The organism is Paraplanobispora takensis (assembly GCF_016863195.1).
Taxonomy (GTDB): Bacteria; Actinomycetota; Actinomycetes; order Streptosporangiales; family Streptosporangiaceae; genus Planobispora; species Planobispora takensis.
The window spans coordinates 124,821-141,212 of sequence record NZ_BOOK01000018.1 but is presented as its reverse complement, the minus strand read 5'-3'; the positions used below and the strand labels follow the sequence as shown (position 1 = coordinate 141,212).

The 16,392-nt window shown below is 74.3% G+C and carries 9 protein-coding genes; 4 read left to right on the top strand and 5 right to left on the bottom strand.

Features of this window, described 5'->3' with window-relative positions:
- Positions 1-11 precede the first annotated feature (11 nt).
- Positions 12-377: a VOC family protein gene (locus Pta02_RS14085; RefSeq protein WP_203875235.1), complete on the bottom strand. Its 366-nt coding sequence runs from the start codon at positions 375-377 to the stop codon at positions 12-14.
- A gap of 222 nt (positions 378-599) precedes the next feature.
- Here Pta02_RS14085 and Pta02_RS14080 point away from each other — a divergent pair, with 222 nt between their 5' ends.
- Positions 600-1,007 (top strand): RNA polymerase sigma factor, encoded by a 408-nt coding sequence (locus Pta02_RS14080; RefSeq protein ID WP_203875234.1) that lies wholly within the window; start codon positions 600-602, stop codon positions 1,005-1,007.
- A gap of 360 nt (positions 1,008-1,367) precedes the next feature.
- On the opposite strand, the gene Pta02_RS14075 is transcribed toward Pta02_RS14080, so the two are convergent.
- From Pta02_RS14075 to Pta02_RS14065, 3 genes are all read right to left on the bottom strand, one after another.
- Complete coding sequence (locus tag Pta02_RS14075; RefSeq protein ID WP_203875233.1) at positions 1,368-2,969, bottom strand: sensor histidine kinase; 1,602 nt, start codon at positions 2,967-2,969, stop codon at positions 1,368-1,370.
- A gap of 105 nt (positions 2,970-3,074) precedes the next feature.
- Positions 3,075-3,866 (bottom strand): class II aldolase/adducin family protein, encoded by a 792-nt coding sequence (locus tag Pta02_RS14070; RefSeq protein WP_203875232.1) that lies wholly within the window; start codon positions 3,864-3,866, stop codon positions 3,075-3,077.
- On the bottom strand, positions 3,863-5,014 hold the full coding sequence (locus Pta02_RS14065) for a lactate 2-monooxygenase (protein WP_203875231.1): 1,152 nt from the start codon (positions 5,012-5,014) through the stop codon (positions 3,863-3,865). Before Pta02_RS14065 ends, Pta02_RS14070 begins: the two co-directional genes overlap by 4 nt.
- A gap of 161 nt (positions 5,015-5,175) precedes the next feature.
- On the opposite strand from Pta02_RS14065, the gene secA2 reads away from it, so the two are divergent.
- Entirely contained in the window at positions 5,176-7,389 is a 2,214-nt protein-coding gene (secA2, locus tag Pta02_RS14060; protein ID WP_203875272.1) for an accessory Sec system translocase SecA2, read from the top strand.
- A gap of 12 nt (positions 7,390-7,401) precedes the next feature.
- On the opposite strand, the gene Pta02_RS14055 is transcribed toward secA2, so the two are convergent.
- A complete protein-coding gene (locus Pta02_RS14055; protein WP_239130499.1) occupies positions 7,402-8,697 on the bottom strand; it encodes an aminoglycoside phosphotransferase family protein in 1,296 nt (431 codons plus the stop codon).
- 131 nt (positions 8,698-8,828) lie between these two features.
- On the opposite strand from Pta02_RS14055, the gene Pta02_RS14050 reads away from it, so the two are divergent.
- Positions 8,829-9,629 carry a helix-turn-helix domain-containing protein gene (locus Pta02_RS14050; RefSeq protein WP_275423580.1) on the top strand — a complete coding sequence of 267 codons (801 nt, stop codon included), beginning with the start codon at positions 8,829-8,831 and terminating at the stop codon, positions 9,627-9,629.
- A 290-nt stretch (positions 9,630-9,919) separates the two neighbouring features.
- Entirely contained in the window at positions 9,920-16,294 is a 6,375-nt protein-coding gene (locus tag Pta02_RS14045) for a non-ribosomal peptide synthetase (protein ID WP_203875230.1), read from the top strand.
- Positions 16,295-16,392: the final 98 nt, after the last annotated feature.

The following is a 16,392-nucleotide window of genomic DNA, read 5'->3' as shown; positions in this document are numbered from 1 at the left end:
GGCGGGCCGGCTCACTCGTCGCGGGTGGGGCAGACGCAGAACAGGTGCCCCTCGGGATCGGCGAGCACGGTCCAGTTCTCGCCGCCGGGCTGGAAGTCGGGCTTGCTCGCGCCCAGCTTCAGATAGTCCTCGACTGCCTGCTCCACGTCCGGGACGCGCACGTCCATGTGGAACTGCTTGTCCGGGCCCGGCCAGGCGGCCGGCGTACGCTCGGTGTTCTTCTGGAAGTAGAGGTTCATGGCGCCGTCGCCGATGCCTGCGTACTCCTCCTCGCTGTACTGGACCTCATAGCCGAACACGGCGGCGTAGAACTCCGCCAGCCGCTTGGGCTCGGCGCAGTCGATGGTCAGGGCGAGGAACTTCGCTGTCGTCGTCATGACCTCATCGTCGCGCCCATACCTGTCAACGAGTGTCAGGTTCATTTCACGTCTTCTCCGGTACGGCGGCGGATCGCCGAGCTGCCCGAGCGCGTCCTGCCGTGGCTGCTCGGCGTCGCCCGCAGCCTGCTGGCCAAGCAGCGGGACTCGCGGTTCCGGCGGCAGGCGCTGATCGACAGGATCACGGCGCTCAGCACCCCGCGGGACCAGGTCGCCTGGGACGTGGCCGAGCACGTCGTGGACCGGGACGCCGCACTGGCCGCACTGGCCTCGCTGGCCTCGCTGGCCTCGCTGGCCTCGCTGTCCGAGCAGGACGTGGAGGCGATGGCGCTGGCCACCTGGCACGGGCTCCCGCCCGAGCAGGCCGCCGCCGTCATGGGCTGCTCCACGCGCACCTACGACGTCCGGCTGCACCGCGCCCGGAAACGGCTGGCCCGGGCCCTGCGCGCGGAGGCGCGGTCGGCGGCGCCCCCAGCGCCCCGGCCGGTGGCACCGCGTACGGAGTCCGGACCGGCGGCGCCGTTCGGCCGACCTGGCGCGTGCGTTCGAAACCCCGCCCGCCCCGGCGCGCGCGTCCGCCGCATCCCCGAGCGGGGCCGCCGGGGACCAGGGCCGCCCTGTTCCGGGTGACGGCCGACCGTCTGAGCATGACCTCGCCGGGGCGGGTCACCGACTCGATGGGGCGCGCGGGGGTCGCCTGACGAGGACCGGCTCCGGTGACCACGGTGAGCCGATCGAGTTCCGCATAATCATCGATCCGGACTCCGCCGAGCTGTTGCAGTACGAGGTGGTCGAGGCGGGCACGTCCTCTCCGGTGTGGCGGCACACCCTGCAGGAGGCGGGCTGGGTCGACCGCCTCGGTGACCGGCCCTGAAGCCGTAGGACGAGTGCGTCCTGAGCCTGAGGCGGATACGGCGGCGCGTCGGGTGTCGGCCGGGTGTCGCCCGCCCTCCAGGGCGACACCCGGCCCACTCCCCCAGAGCGGGCCCGTCAGGCCGGGGACGCCGCGGCGGCGGGGGTCTCGGCCTCCTCCGGGGCGTCCTGCCCGGCGGGCAGCGTGATGATGAAACGCGCGCCGCCCGTGTGGTCGGTGTCGAGCCAGATCTTCCCGTGGTGGTGCTCGACGATCTTCCGGCAGATCGCCAGGCCGATGCCCGTCCCCGCGTAGGCGTCCCGGGTGTGCAGCCGCTGGAAGATGACGAAGATCTTCTCGGCGAACCGGGCGTCGATGCCGATGCCGTTGTCGGTCACGGTGATCCGCCAGTCCGTGCCCTCGCGCCCGGCCTCCAGCCGGACCGCGGGGGCGCGGTCGGGGTGGCGGAACTTGATGGCGTTGCCGATCAGGTTCTGCCAGAGCATCACGAACTGGGACCGGTCGCCGCTCACCTGCGGCAGGTCGCCGATCTCGATCTCGGCGCCGGACTCCTCCACCGCGGACGAGAGGTTGCGCAGGGCCGCCCTGGCCGCGTCACCGAGGTCGAACTCCACCGGATCCCGGGTGATCCGCCCCACCCGGGAGAAGGTGAGCAGCTCGTTGATGAGCTCCTGCATGCGCTTGGCGCCGTCCACCGCGAAGCCGATGTACTGCTTGGCCCGGTCGTCGAGCTTGTCCCCGTAGCGCTGCTCCAGCATCTGGGTGAAGCTGGCCACCTTGCGCAGCGGCTCCTGAAGGTCGTGGCTGGCCACGTAGGCGAACTGCTCCAGCTCGGCGTTCGAGCGCCGCAGCTCGGTGGCCTGCTCGTCCAGCAGCTGCCGCGAGCGCCGGGTCTCCTCGAGCTCGGCGACGATCCGCCCGCGCATCGCCTCGATGTCGCGGGCCAGCTCGGCCACGTCGGCCGGGCCCCCGGTGTCGACGTGGTGGGCGAAGTCCCCGTTCGTCACGCGCCGGGCGGCGGCGGACAGGCGGTCCAGCGGGCGGAAGACCACCAGCCTCAGCAGCAGCGCGATCGCGAGGATGGCCACCAGCAGGGTCCCGAGGATGACGAGGAAGGCGAGGTCGCGCCCCGCCCTCGCGGAGGACAGGTCGGCGCGCGCGGCCTCCCGGGCCCGGCCCCACGCGGCGTTGTGCGCCTCCAGCGCGTTCCGCAGGGCCTCGAAGGTCCGCCTGCCCTCCTCGGTCTGCCCCTGGGTCACCGACTCGGCCCCCTCGGTCCGGGTGCGCGCGATCATCGGATCGGCGTACCGGGACCGCCACTCCCCGGCCAGGCGCTCCACCTCGGCCAGCTCGCGCAGCGGCTGGCCGTCCGAGTCGAACTCGTGCAGGCGGGCCACCGTCCGGCGCTCGGCGTCCCGGCCGAGGACGTACGGCTCCAGGAACTGTTCCTTGCCGGTGAGGACGAACCCCCGTACGCCGGTCTCCTGGTTCAGCAGGGCGGCCTGGAGGTTCACCGCCTCGATGCGGGCCGGAGAGATGCGGTCGACCAGGCGGTCGGACACCTGGGCGGTGTTCTGCAGCACCAGGGCGCCGACCAGCGCCGCCGCGACCACCAGCAGCGACATCACCGCGAGCACCAGGGCGAACCACGCCTGCGCGCTCCAGCGGCCCGCCCGGGCCTGTCCCGGAGGGGTGGTGATCGTCTCTTCGGCCGACATGGGACTCCCGTTTTCCGGCATCACGCCCGGCGGAGGGTGGAGGACTCGATGCCTGAGGAAAGATACCCGAACGATCTTCCCGGTGTCCGGCGCGGGGGGACGGGGTCAGTCGAACAGGTCGGGGTCGGAGACGACGATCTGGTCGTGGAGGGGCTGGAAGTTGATCCAGCCGACCAGGTCGTTGCCGATCTGGCCGTGGGTGAGCTTGGCGTTCTCGTGGTCGATCGGGACCGTGGGACCGGCGGCCTTGGCCAGGAGCTGGGCCTGGCAGCTGCGCTCCATGGTGATGAACCACCATGCGGCGGCGTCGACGCTGTCGCCCACGGTCAGCAGGCCGTGGTTGCGCAGGATGACGGCCTTGTGCGAGCCCAGGGCCCGGGCGATGCGGCGGCCCTCCTCGGTCTCCACGACGACGCCGGTGTAGTCGTCGAACAGGCCGTGGTCCTCGTAGAACGCGCACGCGTCCTGGGTGAGGGGCTCCAGCAGGGTGCCCAGGGACGACAGCGCCTTGCCGTGCACCGAGTGCGAGTGGGCGGCGGCGACCGCGTCGGGGCGGGCCTGGTGGACCATGGCGTGGATGGCGAAGGCGGCCTTGTTGACGTGGTGGCGGCCCTCGACGACCTGCCCCTCGTGGTTGACCAGGATCAGGTCGCTGACCTTGATCTGCTTGAAGGACATCCCGAACGGGTTCACCCAGAAGTGGTCGGTGTGCTCGGGGTCGCGGGCGGTGATGTGGCCCGCCACGCCCTCCTCGAAGCCGAACCTGCCGAACAGGCGCAGCGCGGCGGTCAGGCGTTCCTGGCGGTGCCGCCGCTCCTCCTGCACGGTCGCGAACTTCTGCGGCAGCCGGAAGCTCAGCTGCTCGGCGGGGACGGGCTGCAGATCGGACAGGCTCATGCGCGCTCCAGTACGGAAGGGTCGAGGTCGGCGGGCGTGCGGAACCCCGCAAGCCCCAGGGTGAGATCGAGCTCGGCGAGGATGCTGCGGACCACGTGGCGCACGCCGTCCTCTCCCCCGTTGGCCAGGCCCCACATGTACGGCCGGCCCAGGAGCACCGCGCGGGCGCCGAGGGCGAGGGCCTTGAAGACGTCGGCCCCGCTGCGCACCCCCGAGTCGAACAGCACGGTCAGCCGGTCGCCGACGGCCTCCGCGACCGGCGCGAGCGCGTCCAGGGAGGCGAGCGCGCCGTCGACCTGGCGTCCGCCGTGGTTGGAGACGACGACGCCGTCCATGCCCGCGTCGGCGGCGCGGCGGGCGTCGTCCGCGTGCTGGACGCCCTTCAGGACGATCGGCCCCTCCCAGTTGTCGCGCAGCAGCGACAGCTGGTCCCAGGTGTGGGCGCGGCCGTTGAACATCGGCACCCACTGCATGATCGCCGCGTCCGGGTCCTCCTCCACCGGGCGGGCCAGCCGCGAGCGGAACACCGGGTCGGACAGCGGGATCGCCAGGCCGGTCCCGCGCAGGAACGGCAGATAGGCGCGGTCGAGGTCGTTGGGCCGCCAGGCCAGCGTCCAGGTGTCGAGCGTGACGACCAGGGTGTCGTAGCCGCTCTTGCGGGCCCGCTCCAGCAGGCTGAGGGTGACCTCGTCGTCGTGCGGCCAGTACAGCTGGTACCACCGGGGCCCGTCCGCCTCGGCGACCTCCTCCAGGGTGTGGGAGGAGGCGGTGCTGAGCACCATGGGGACGCCGAGCGCGGCGGCGGCCCGGGAGGTCGCCAGCTCGCCCTGCGGGTGGACGATCGACTGCACGCCGACCGGGGCCAGCGCCAGCGGCGCCGGGTAGGTCCGGCCGAACAGCTCGGTGTCCAGGTCGCGGACCGAGACGTCGCGCAGCATCCTGGGCACGATCCGCCACCGGTCGAACGCCTCGCGGTTGGCGCGGTCGGTCGCGCCCGTCCCCGCCGAGCCGGCCACGTACCAGTAGGCGCCGGGGTCGAGCCGCTCCCTGGCGGCCCGCTCCAGCTCCGCCACGTGGGCGGAGTACGGCGGGTGCCGGCCGGTCAGCCCGTTGAGGTAGATCTCGTACTGATAATCGGAGAACGCCACCGCTCCAGCCTGTCCCGACCGTTCGCGGCGTGTCTACGGCCCATCATTACGAATCGCATTCGGTTTCGCGCCGTGACGGCGTGACCCCTCCCGGCCGGTACGGTGGGCCGGCTGGCGGGAACGTGTTCCCGGAAACGGGCGTTGGAGAGAACGTGGCCTCGATTAAGCAGTTCATCAGGCGGTTCCTGGAGCGCCCCGGTTCGGTCGACCTGGCTCCCTTCGAGCGGGTCGTGGCGGCCGCGGGCGCCCACGAGGAGCGCCTGCGGGGCCTCGACGAGCTGCCCGCCCCCTCGATGGACGACCTGGCCGAGTTCTGCGCGATCGCGCGCGAGGCCGCCGACCGGGCGCTGGGGCTGCGCCCGTACGACGTGCAGCTGGTCGGAACCCTGGCCATGCTGGCGGGCGACGTCGCCGAGATGGCCACCGGCGAGGGCAAGACCCTGTCCGGGGCCATGGCCGCGGCCGGATACGCGCTGCGCGGCAGGCGGGTCCACGTGATCTCCGTCAACGACTATCTGGCCCGGCGCGACGCCGAGTGGATGGCGCCGCTGTACGAGGCGCTGGGCGTCTCGGTCGGCTGGATCGGCGAGGCCTCCACCCCGCAGGAGCGCCGCGAGGCCTACGCCGGGGACGTGACCTACGGTTCGGTCAGCGAGATCGGCTTCGACGTGCTGCGCGACCGCCTGTGCGTCGACGCCGGCGACCTCCTGCAGCCCGAGCCGGACGTCGCGCTGATCGACGAGGCCGACTCGGTGCTGGTGGACGAGGCCCGGGTGCCGCTGGTGCTGGCCGGAGCCGCCGACCCCGGCGGCTCGGTGCCGGAGATGGCGGCGCTGGTGCGCCGGCTCGTCAAGGGATACCACTACGAGATCGACGACCAGGCCCGCAACGTCCACCTGACCGCCAAGGGCATCGACACCGTCGAGGAGGCGCTGGAGGTCGAGCTCTACCACGACCCCGCGACCCTGACCCAGGTCAACCTCGCCCTGCACGCCCACGCCCTGCTGAACAAGGACGTCGACTACATCGTCCGGGACGGCCGGGTCCACCTGATCAACGCCTCCCGGGGCCGGGTGGCGCTGCTGCAGCGCTGGCCGGACGGCCTGCAGGCGGCGGTCGAGGCCAAGGAGGCGCTGCCGCCCTCGGAGACCGGCGAGATCCTCGACTCGATCACGGTGCAGGGCCTGATCACCCGCTATCCGACGCGGTGCGGGATGACCGGCACCGCCGTGGCCGTCGGCGACGAGCTGCGCGAGTTCTACGACCTGAAGGTGGCCGTCGTCCCGCCGAACCGCCCGGTGGTCCGCATCGACGCGCCCGACCGGCTCTTCGCCTTCGCCATGGACCGCGACCGGGCCCTGCTCGACGAGATCGCCGAAGTGCACGCCACCGGCCGGCCGATCCTGGTCGGGACGCTCGACGTGGCCGAGTCCGAACGGCTCGCGCTGAACCTGTCCGGCCGGGGGCTGGAGTGCGTCGTGCTCAACGCCAAGAACGACGCCGAGGAGGCCGCCATCATCGCCGCGGCCGGGGAGCGCGGAGCGATCACGGTCTCCACCCAGATGGCCGGGCGCGGCACCGACATCAGGCTCGGCGAGGGGGTGGACGAGCTCGGCGGGCTGTACGTCATCGGCTCGGGGCGCCACTCCAGCAGCCGCCTGGACGACCAGCTCCGCGGCCGGGCGGGGCGGCAGGGCGACCCCGGCGGCTCGGTCTTCATGGTGAGCGGCGAGGACGACCTGATCACCCACTACGTCGCCGACGAGTACACCTCCGGCGTGCCGGCCCAGCGGCTGGTGAGCCACGCCCAGCGCGTCGCCGAGGGCGTCAACACGCAGATCCACCGCGACACCTGGCGCTACACCCGCCTGCTCGAACGCCAGCGCGGCCTGGTCCTGGAGCGCCGCGACCGGATCCTGCGCGGCCGGGCCGGCGGGGAGGCGCTGGCCGCCGCCGCTCCCGGACGGTGGGCCGAGCTCGTCGAGGCCCTGCCCGCGGAGACGGCCGAGGACGTGCTGCACGCGGCCGCCCGGCAGATCGTCCTGTTCCACATCGACGACCGCTGGACCGAGCACCTGGCCCACCTGGCCGAGATCCGCGAGGGCATCCACCTGCGCGTGCTCGGCCGGGCCAACCCGCTCGACGAGTTCCACAAGGAGGCCGTCGCCGCCTACCAGCGGCTGCTCGCCGAGATCGAGTCACGCTCGGTGGCCACCTTCGAGACCGCCCCCATCACCGCCGACGGCCTCGACCTCGACGGCGCGGGCCTCAAGCGCCCCACCGCGACCTGGACCTACCTCGTCCAGGACAACCCCTTCGGCAGCGAGTGGGAGCGCATGACCAAGCGCCTGTCCAACGCGGTCCGCCGCCGCTGACGGCCCGCCGGGTCAGGCGCGGCCCAGCCGCACCCCGGCGTCCTGCAGTGCCGCGGCGCCCGCCAGCGCCGCGCGGATCTCGCCCGCCGGGTCGCCCTCGTGATAGATCCGCTCGCTGGTCTCGATGCCGTCGAGGAACTCCTGGTAGCGCACCGCGTGCATGACGCACTTGACCGGCTCGGCCAGGACCAGCGCCCGGCCGGGGTCGGAGCCGGGCACCAGGTCCGACCAGGCCGCGATCCACGCGGCGGTCGCCCGGTCGCGGTGCTCGGCCGGGCGGAAGTCGCCCGCCCGCAGGCCGTCCACGGCGGGGTGCCCGAAGTGGCTGTCGGAGAAGTCGACGGCCACCGTGCGCCGCCCGTCCGACCGCCAGTTGCCGCAGTGGAAGTCGGCGTGCACCAGGGTGTCCGGCAGACCGCACTCCTCCAGGGCGGCGGCCATGGCGGGCAGGTCGTCGGCCAGCCTGCGCGCGGCCGACAGCTCGGCCGCGGTCAGGCCGGTGGCTGCCTCGCCGTCGAGCAGTCCGTGCGCCAGCCCGGCCAGGGTGCGCGGCGTGCGGTCGGTCAATCCGGCCAGGGTGCGCGGCGTGCGGTCGGTCAGGCCGGCGGGAGCCGCCCGCCCGCGCCGGGCGATCTCCAGCTGGGCCGCCGACCAGCGGCGGATCATGGTCTGGACGACGTCGTCGGAGGCCTCCCAGCAGTCCTCGCCGGGCACGTGCTCCAGGAGCATCAGGCGGCGGTCGGCGTCGGCGGCCACGACGGAGGGCACCAGCTCCGGGTCCACCTGCGCGACCAGGTCGATCGCCCGGGCCTCCCAGGTCGCGAACTCCGGCAGCGCCTTCAGCCAGACGGGCCCGCGGACGGTGGGGACGCGGAAGAGCCCGGAGAGGTTCCAGCTCTTGATCTGCCGGACGTCCCCGTCCACCGGCCGGTCCGCCGCCCGCAGCGCCTCGCGCGCCCACGACAGGGCCTCGCGCAGGCCCGGGGCGGTGGCCCACCCGGACCGCCGGGGGGCGGGGCGGAGCAGGTCGGCCGCGTCCGGCGGGGGCGCCCCGAGCAGGCCGTCGCGCGGGCGGGCGAGGGCCTCGGCGTGGTAGGTCACGTGCCCGTCCCTGGCGCCCTCGCCGCCCTCGACCCTCACCAGGCGCAGCACCATGACGGGGACGCCGAGCGCCGCGGTCAGCCGCTCGGCCACCGGCCCGACCTCGGCCCACCAGGGGCTCTCCACCGGGAAGGGCCCGTAGGTCCCCAGGCACTCCCCCTGCGACGTCACCACGACACCGGCCGTACGGCCCCGCTCTCGATCCACCGGGCCAGTGTGGCCCTCCGCGGCCGGGGACGCGACCGGTTATCCGCCCGTCCGGGACGGGGCGCACATCGCGATACTCATTACATCCGCGGTAATGGTTGGGTCGATCACGTTTGGATATCGTGACGTGCGTGACCACCACCAGCGGGAACCGGCCAGTCGGCGAACTGCTGCGCCAGTGGCGGGAACGACGGCGGATGAGCCAGATGGACCTCGCGATCCAGGCCGACGTCTCCACCCGCCATCTGAGCTTCGTGGAGACCGGCCGGTCCAAACCCAGCCGCGGCATGATCCTCCACCTCGCCGAGGAGCTCGACCTGCCCCTGCGCGAGCGCAACCACCTGCTGCTGGCCGGCGGCTTCGCCCCGGTCTACGCCGAGACCCCGCTGAACTCCCCGGAGATGGCCTCGGTGCGGGAGGCGCTCGGACAGGTGCTGAGCGGGCATCAGCCCTACCCCGCCGTGGTCGTGGACCAGCGCTGGAACCTGGTCGACCGCAACTCCGCCACCGGCCTGCTGCTGCGGGGCGTCGCGCCCGAACTGCTCGAACCTCCGGTCAACGTGCTGCGGCTGAGCCTGCACCCCAAGGGCATGGCCCACCGCATCCTCAACCTGGGCGAGTGGCGGGCCCACCTGCTGCACCGGCTCCGCCGCCAGATCAGCCTGACCGCCGACCCCGACCTCACCGAGCTGTGGCGGGAGCTGGAGGGCTATCCCTGCGACCAGCCCGAGCCGGAGATCGGCGCGGGCCCGGGGCAGATCGTGATCCCGCTCAAGCTCCGCCGCGGCTACCGCGAGTTGATCTTCTTCAGCACCATGACCACCTTCGGCACCCCGCTCGACATCACCGTCGCCGAGCTCGCCATCGAGGCCTACTTCCCGGCCAACCCCGAGACGGCCGCCTATCTCCAGCACCAGCACCACCCCGACTGAGAACCCGTCCGGAGAGGGCCGGCCACCCCCGTCGCCGGACGGCCGGGAGCCTCGCCGCGCCGCGCCCCGGAACTAATAGGAAACTTTCTATTTAATTTCGGCGCCCGGCGCGGGGCGCCGAAACCTATTGGAAACCCCAGCTCAGAGGGCATTCGGCCAGACCTGAATCCCCGTCTCTCGCGGGGTTTAGGGCGCCGGGAGGGTATTGACGCGTTCTGAAGGGGCTTCCTACGCTGCCGGGCGAGGCCCGCACGGGGACGACACGCTGCGGCGCGATCTCAGGGTGCTCGATGAAGGAATTCCCCCTCTCTCCCGCGCAGGAACGCCTGTGGTTCCTGCACCGCTACGATCCCGCCGACCCCGGCTACAACGTCAACATCGTCCACCGGGTCACCGGGCCGGTGGACGGCGGTGTCCTCGCGCTGGCGCTGGGCGACCTCCAGGCGCGGCACGAGGCGCTGCGAACCCGCTTCCCCGAGCGGGAGGGCAGGCCGTACGGGCTCGTCGAGCCGCCGTCGGCGGTGCCCGTGGAGCTCCTGGAGCTCTCCGAACAGCAGGCCCTGCACGCGGTCGCCGAGCGGACCAACGCCCCCTTCGACCTCGCCGCCGGACCGCCGATCCGGGCCACGCTGATCGGGCTCGGCACCGGCGAGCACGTCCTGTGCCTGGTGCTGCACCACATCGTCGCCGACGGCTGGTCGCTCAACATCCTCCTGGCGGAACTGGGCGCGTGCTACGCGGCCCGCCGCGACGGCCGGGCTCCGGACCTGCCCCCGCTGCCGGCCCCGCCCGCCGCTCCGGAGCCGGGCGGGCTGTCCGAGGACGACCGTGACGGAGACACGGACGGGGACGACGACCTGGCGTACTGGGCCCGCCGCCTGGCCGGGGCGCCCGTGCTGGACCTGCCGACCGATCTGCCGCGTCCCGCGGAGCGCGACAGCCGGGGCTCGGAGGTCGTCTTCACCGTCCCCGCCCCGCTGGCCGCGGCCCTGACCGACCTGGCCAGGGCACAGCGGTGCACGCCGTTCACCGTGCTGCTGGCCGCCTACCAGGCGCTGCTGGGCCGGTTGACCGGGCAGCGCGACCTCGTGATCGGCTCGCCGGCGGCCGGGCGCGACCGTCCCGAACTGGAGCCGCTCGTCGGGCTGTTCACCAACACGCTCGTGCTGCGCGGCGACCTGTCGGGCGACCCCCCGTTCACCGAGCTGCTGCGCCGCACCCGCCGTACCCTCCTGGAGGCGATGAGCAGGCAGGAGGTGCCGTTCGAGCGGCTGCTGGCCACGCTGGACGTGGGCCGGGACCTCAGCCGCACGCCGCTGTTCCAGACGGTGGTCACGCTGCACTCCAACGCCGCCGGATACGACGAGGCCGACACCTTCGCGGGCATGCCGTCCGCCGCGTTCCCGCACGGGTGGGCGCGCGCCAAGGTCGACCTCACCCTCGACATGTGGCAGCGGTCCGACGGGATCCTCGCCACCTTCATGTACAGCACCGACCTGTTCGAGGCGGCGACCGTGCGCCGCTTCGCCGATCGCTTCCTCACCCTCCTGCGGGCCGTCGCCGAGGGGCCGCACCTGCGCCTGTCCGAGCTGGAGGTCCTGCCGCAGGAGGAGCGCGCCCTGCTGGCCGCGGGCAACGCCACCGCCGCCGAGGTCGGCCCCGAAACCGTCGTGGACCTGGTACGCCGCCGGATCCGCGCCACCCCCGCCGCCCCGGCGGTGGTCTGCGGCGCGCGCCGCGTCACCTACGCCGAGCTGGGCGCGCGGATGGAGGAGGTCGCGGTACGGCTGCGCGCGGCCGGGGCGGGTCCCGGCTCGCTGGTCGCGGTCTGCGCCGGGCGGTCGGACCTGACGGTGGCGGGACTGCTGGGCGTGCTGGCCACCGGCGCCGCCTACGTGCCGGTGGACCCGGACTACCCGGCGGCCAGGATCGAGCACATGCTGGCCGACTCGGGCACGGCGATCGTGCTGGCCGAGGAGGACTCCGGGGGACGGATCCCGGCCTCGGCGACCGTCGTCCCGCTCGACGCCCCGGACGCCGCCCCGGACGCCGCCGCGGCGGACGGCCCGGCGTCCCCGCCCGGCCCGGCGCACGACGGCCCGCGGGCGGCCGACCCGGCCTACGTGATCTACACCTCGGGCTCGACCGGCCGCCCCAAGGGGGTGGTGGTCACCCACGGCGCGCTGAGCAACTTCCTGGCGGGCATGGCCGCCCTGCTGGACCCGTCCCCCCGGGACGTGTGGCTCTGGCTGACCTCGCTGTCGTTCGACATCTCCGCCCTGGAGCTGTACCTGCCGCTGGTCTGCGGCGGGAGCCTGGTCGTGGCGGACGCCCGGGCCTCGCGGGACGGGGCCGCGCTCGCCCGGCTGGTCGAGTCCGGCGGCGTCACCCACATCCAGGCGACGCCGTCCGGGTGGCGGATGCTGCTGGCCGGCGGGGCCGGGACCGCGGACGCGGTCGGCCTGGTCGGCGGCGAGGCCCTGCCGCTCCCGCTCGCCGCCGAGCTGCGGCCCCGGGTGCGGCGCCTGGTCAACATGTACGGCCCGACCGAGACCACGATCTGGTCGACGGCGTGGGAGGTCCCGCCGGACCCCGGCGAGGTGCTGATCGGCCGGCCGATCGCCAACACGCAGGTGTACGTGCTGGACCCCGACGACCGGCAGGCCCCGATCGGGGTCCCGGGCGAACTCGTGATCGGCGGCGCGGGCGTCGCCCGCGGCTATCTCGGCCGCCCCGCGCTGACCGCCGAACGCTTCGTCCCCGACCCCTGGGGACCGCCCGGTTCGCGGCTCTACCGCACCGGGGACCGGGTGCGGCTGCGGCCCGACGGGACGCTGGAGTTCCTCGGCCGCGCCGACCGGCAGGTCAAGCTGCGCGGCCACCGCATCGAGCCCGGCGAGATCGAGGCCGTGCTGGAGTCCTGCCCCGGGGTCGCCCAGGCCGCCGTCGTCGTCCGGGACGACCGCCTGGCCGCCTACCTCGTGGCCGCCGAGGCGGCCGATCCGTCCGGCACCGGCCCGTACGGCGTCGGCCTATCCGGCGTCGGCCTGCAGGGTGCCGACTTGCAGGGTGCCGCCCCTTACGGTGCCGATCCGCGGGAGTACGCCGCCGGGCTGCTGCCCGCCGTGATGGTGCCCTCGGTCTTCACCTGGCTGCCCGCGCTGCCGCTGACGCCGAACGGCAAGGTGGACCGGAACGCGCTGCCCGATCCGGCGCTCCCGGCCGGGGGGCGGGGCGGGGCGCCGACCGGCGCCTCGCAGCTGCGGGTGGCCGGGCTGTTCTCCCAGGTGCTCGGCGCCCGGGAGGTCGGGACCGACGACGACTTCTTCACGCTGGGCGGGCACTCGCTGCTGGCGGTGAAGGTGATCGCGGCGCTGGAGGCCGAGCTGGGCGTGGAGGTCCCCATCCCCGTGCTGTTCGGCAACCCGACCGTCGCCGGGCTGGCCGCCGCCCTCGACGACCTCACCGGCCGCGCCGCCTCCGGCGAGGCCGGCGGCCGGCTCGCCGCCCCGCCGGTCCCGCGCCCCGCCGGTACGGCCCCGCCGCTGTCCCGGGCCCAGGAACGGCTGTGGTTCCTGCACCGGCTCGACCCCGATGACGCCTCCTACACCATGTTCCTGGTGCGCCGGCTGAGCGGGCCGCTCGATCCGGCCGCGCTGGATGAGGCCTTCACCGCCCTGGTGGAGCGGCACGAGAGCCTGCGCACCCGCTTCCCCGACCGGGACGGCCTGCCGCTGGCGGTCGTCGAGCCGGCCGCCGCCCCGACGCTCACCCACCTGGACGTGCCGGGCGCGACGCCCGAGGAGGTGGAGGCGGCGGCCCGGCGGATCGTCGCCGAGCAGACCAACGCCCCCTTCGACCTGGCGGCCGCGCCGCCGGTGCGCGCGGTGCTGCTGCGGCTGGGCCCCGCCGAGCACGTGCTGTGCGTGGTCTTCCACCACATCATCGGGGACGGCTGGTCGCTCAACGTGCTGCTGGACGACCTGGCCCGCCTGTACGGCGCGCGCGTGGCCGGGCTGTCCGGCCCGCCCCCGCTGCCGCTGCAGTACGGCGACGTCGCGCTGTGGCAGCGCGGGCGCGACGAGACCGCGGCGCTGGCCCACTGGCGGGAGCGGCTGGCCCGCCCACCCGTGCTCGACCTGCCGACCGACCGGCCGCGCGGGCAGGCCCGCCGGGGCGCCTTCCACCCCTTCCGGCTCCCGGAGGAGGTGACCGCCCGGCTGGAGGAGGTGGGCCGGGAGCGGGGGGCGACCCTGTTCATGGTGCTGCTGGCCGCCTACCAGGTGCTGCTGGCCCGGCACACCGGCCAGGACGACCTGCTGGTCGGCTCGCCGTACGCCGGGCGCGACCGGCCGGAGCTCGAACCGATCGTCGGCTGCTTCACCACCATGCTCGTGCTCCGCGGCGACCTGTCGGGGGACCCGGCCTTCACCGAGCTGCTGGGCCGTACCCGGCGCGACGTGCTGGACGCCATGACGCACCAGGAGGTCCCGCTGGAGCGGCTGGCCACCGAGCTCGGCGTGCAGCGGGACCTGACCCGCACGCCGCTGTTCGAGACCATGGCCGTGCTGCACAACCAGGGCGGGCGTCCCGCCGACTTCGGCGAGGTCCGGGTCGGGCTCTTCGACACCGGTTACGCGCAGGCGAAGCTGGACCTCGCCTTCGAGGCGTGGCGGGAGGCCGACGGGCTGTCCATGGTGCTGGGCTACGACGCCGCGCTGTTCGACCCGGCCACGGTGGCGGGGTTCGCGAGCGGCCTGCAGTCGCTGCTCCGCGGCGTCGCGGCCCACCCCGAACGGCCGGTCTCCCTGCTCCCCCTGCGCGCGGAGAGCGAACGGGAGGTGCTCGCCGAGCTCGCGCAGGGCCCCGCCGACGACGGGACGGACCTGGTGCCCGGCCTGATCGCCGCCTCCCCGCCCGGTGCCGTCGCGGTGGAGTGCGGCGGACGGGAGCTGACCTACGCCGAGCTGGACCTGCGCGTCACCCGGCTGGCCGGCCGCCTGCGGGAGACCGGCGCCGGTCCCGGCACGGTCGTGGCGGTGCGCGCCGAGCGGTCGATCGGCACCTTGGTGGCGATCCTCGCCGCCTGGCGGGCGGGCGCCGCCTACCTGCCCGTCGATCCCGCCACGCCCGACGCCCGCCGGGACCACCTGCTCGCCGACAGCCGGGCGGTCGCCCTCGTCACCGGATCGGACGAGACCGAGATCGTCGAACCCGCCGGTGCCGCCGATATCGCCGGGGTCCCCGAGCCGGGCGGGCGGGCCACGCAGCCGGGGGACGCCGCCTACCTCATCTACACCTCGGGCTCGACCGGCGTGCCGAAGGGGGTCGTGGTCGAGCACCGGAGCCTGGCCGCGCGGGTGCGCTGGATGGTCCGGGAGTACGGCCTGCGCCCCGGGGACAGGGTGGTGCAGTTCGCCTCCCTGGGCTTCGACGCGCACGCCGAGGAGATCCATCCCACCCTGTCCGCCGGGGCGACCCTCGTCCTGCTGCCGGGCGGGCCGGAGACGCTGCCCGACTTCCTGGCCACGCCCGAGGGGCGGCGGATCACGGTCCTGGACCTGCCGACCGCCTACTGGCACCGCCTGGTCGAGGTGATCGACGAGGTGACCTGGCCCAACACGCTCCGCCTGGTCATCCTCGGCGGCGAGCAGCTGTACGGCTCGGCCGTGCGCCGCTGGCGGGAGCGCTTCGGCGACCGGGTCCGGCTGGTCAACACCTACGGCCCGACCGAGGCGACGATCATCGCGACGGCCGCCGAGGCGACCGGCGAGGAGCGCCCGCCCATCGGCCGCCCGATCTCGGCGACCTCGGTCCACCTGCTCGACGCCCACGGCGAGCCGGTGCCGCGCGGCGCGGCGGGCGAGCTGTGCGTGGGCGGCGACGGCGTGGCCCGCGGCTATCTGGGCCGGCCGGCGCTGACCGCCGAGCGGTTCGTCCCCGACCCGTGGGGCCCGCCCGGCTCGCGGCTCTACCGCACCGGCGACCGGGCCCGGTGGCGGGCCGACGGCCGGCTGGAGTTCCTCGGCCGGATGGACGACCAGGTGAAGGTGCGCGGCTTCCGGGTCGAGCCGGGCGAGATCGAGGCGCTGCTCACCGGGCATCCCCGGGTCGCGCAGGCGGCGGTGCTGGCGCACGGGGAGACCCTGGCCGCCTACGTCGTCCCCTCCCCCGGCCCGGAGGCCGAAGCGGGCGCGGCGCTCCCGCCGGACGAGGCGGAGCTGCGCCGCCACCTGGCCGCCTCGCTGCCGCCGTACATGGTCCCGACGTTCTGGATGACGGTGGCGGCCCTGCCCATGACGGTGAACGGCAAGGTGGACCGGGCCGCGCTGCCGCGGCCCGAGGTCCGGGCCACCGCCTACGTCGCCCCCCGCTCGGACGCCGAGGAGCTGGTCGCCGAGGTGTGGTCGGAGGTCCTCGGGCGGGACCGGATCGGCGCCTTCGACGACTTCTTCGCCCTGGGCGGGCACTCGCTGCTCGCGACCCGGGTGACGGCGCGGCTGCGCACGGCGGTCGAGGTCCAGGTCCCGCTGAAGACCCTCTTCGTCCGGCGCACCGTCGCCGAGCTGGCCGAGGCCGTCGAGGAGCTCATCGCGGCCGAGATCGACGAGCTCTCCGACGACGAGGTCACGGCCCGGCTCTCCGCAGGGGAGGCCGTCCGGTGACCGTCCCGCAGTACGCAGAAGCCCGCCGGGAGACCGCCGGATGATCACCCCGCCGTCCGTGAAGAACGTGAAGAACCCGCCGATGACCGAGTCCGCCA

Bases quoted from the DNA above. Each gene is read 5' to 3' on its own strand.
- Pta02_RS14045 (WP_203875230.1), top strand. From the start codon at position 9,920: ATGAAGGAATTCCCCCTCTCTCCCGCGCAGGAACGCCTGTGGTTCCTG.
- Pta02_RS14075 (WP_203875233.1), bottom strand. From the start codon at position 2,969: ATGTCGGCCGAAGAGACGATCACCACCCCTCCGGGACAGGCCCGGGCG.
- Pta02_RS14085 (WP_203875235.1), bottom strand. From the start codon at position 377: ATGACGACGACAGCGAAGTTCCTCGCCCTGACCATCGACTGCGCCGAG.
- Pta02_RS14070 (WP_203875232.1), bottom strand. From the start codon at position 3,866: ATGAGCCTGTCCGATCTGCAGCCCGTCCCCGCCGAGCAGCTGAGCTTC.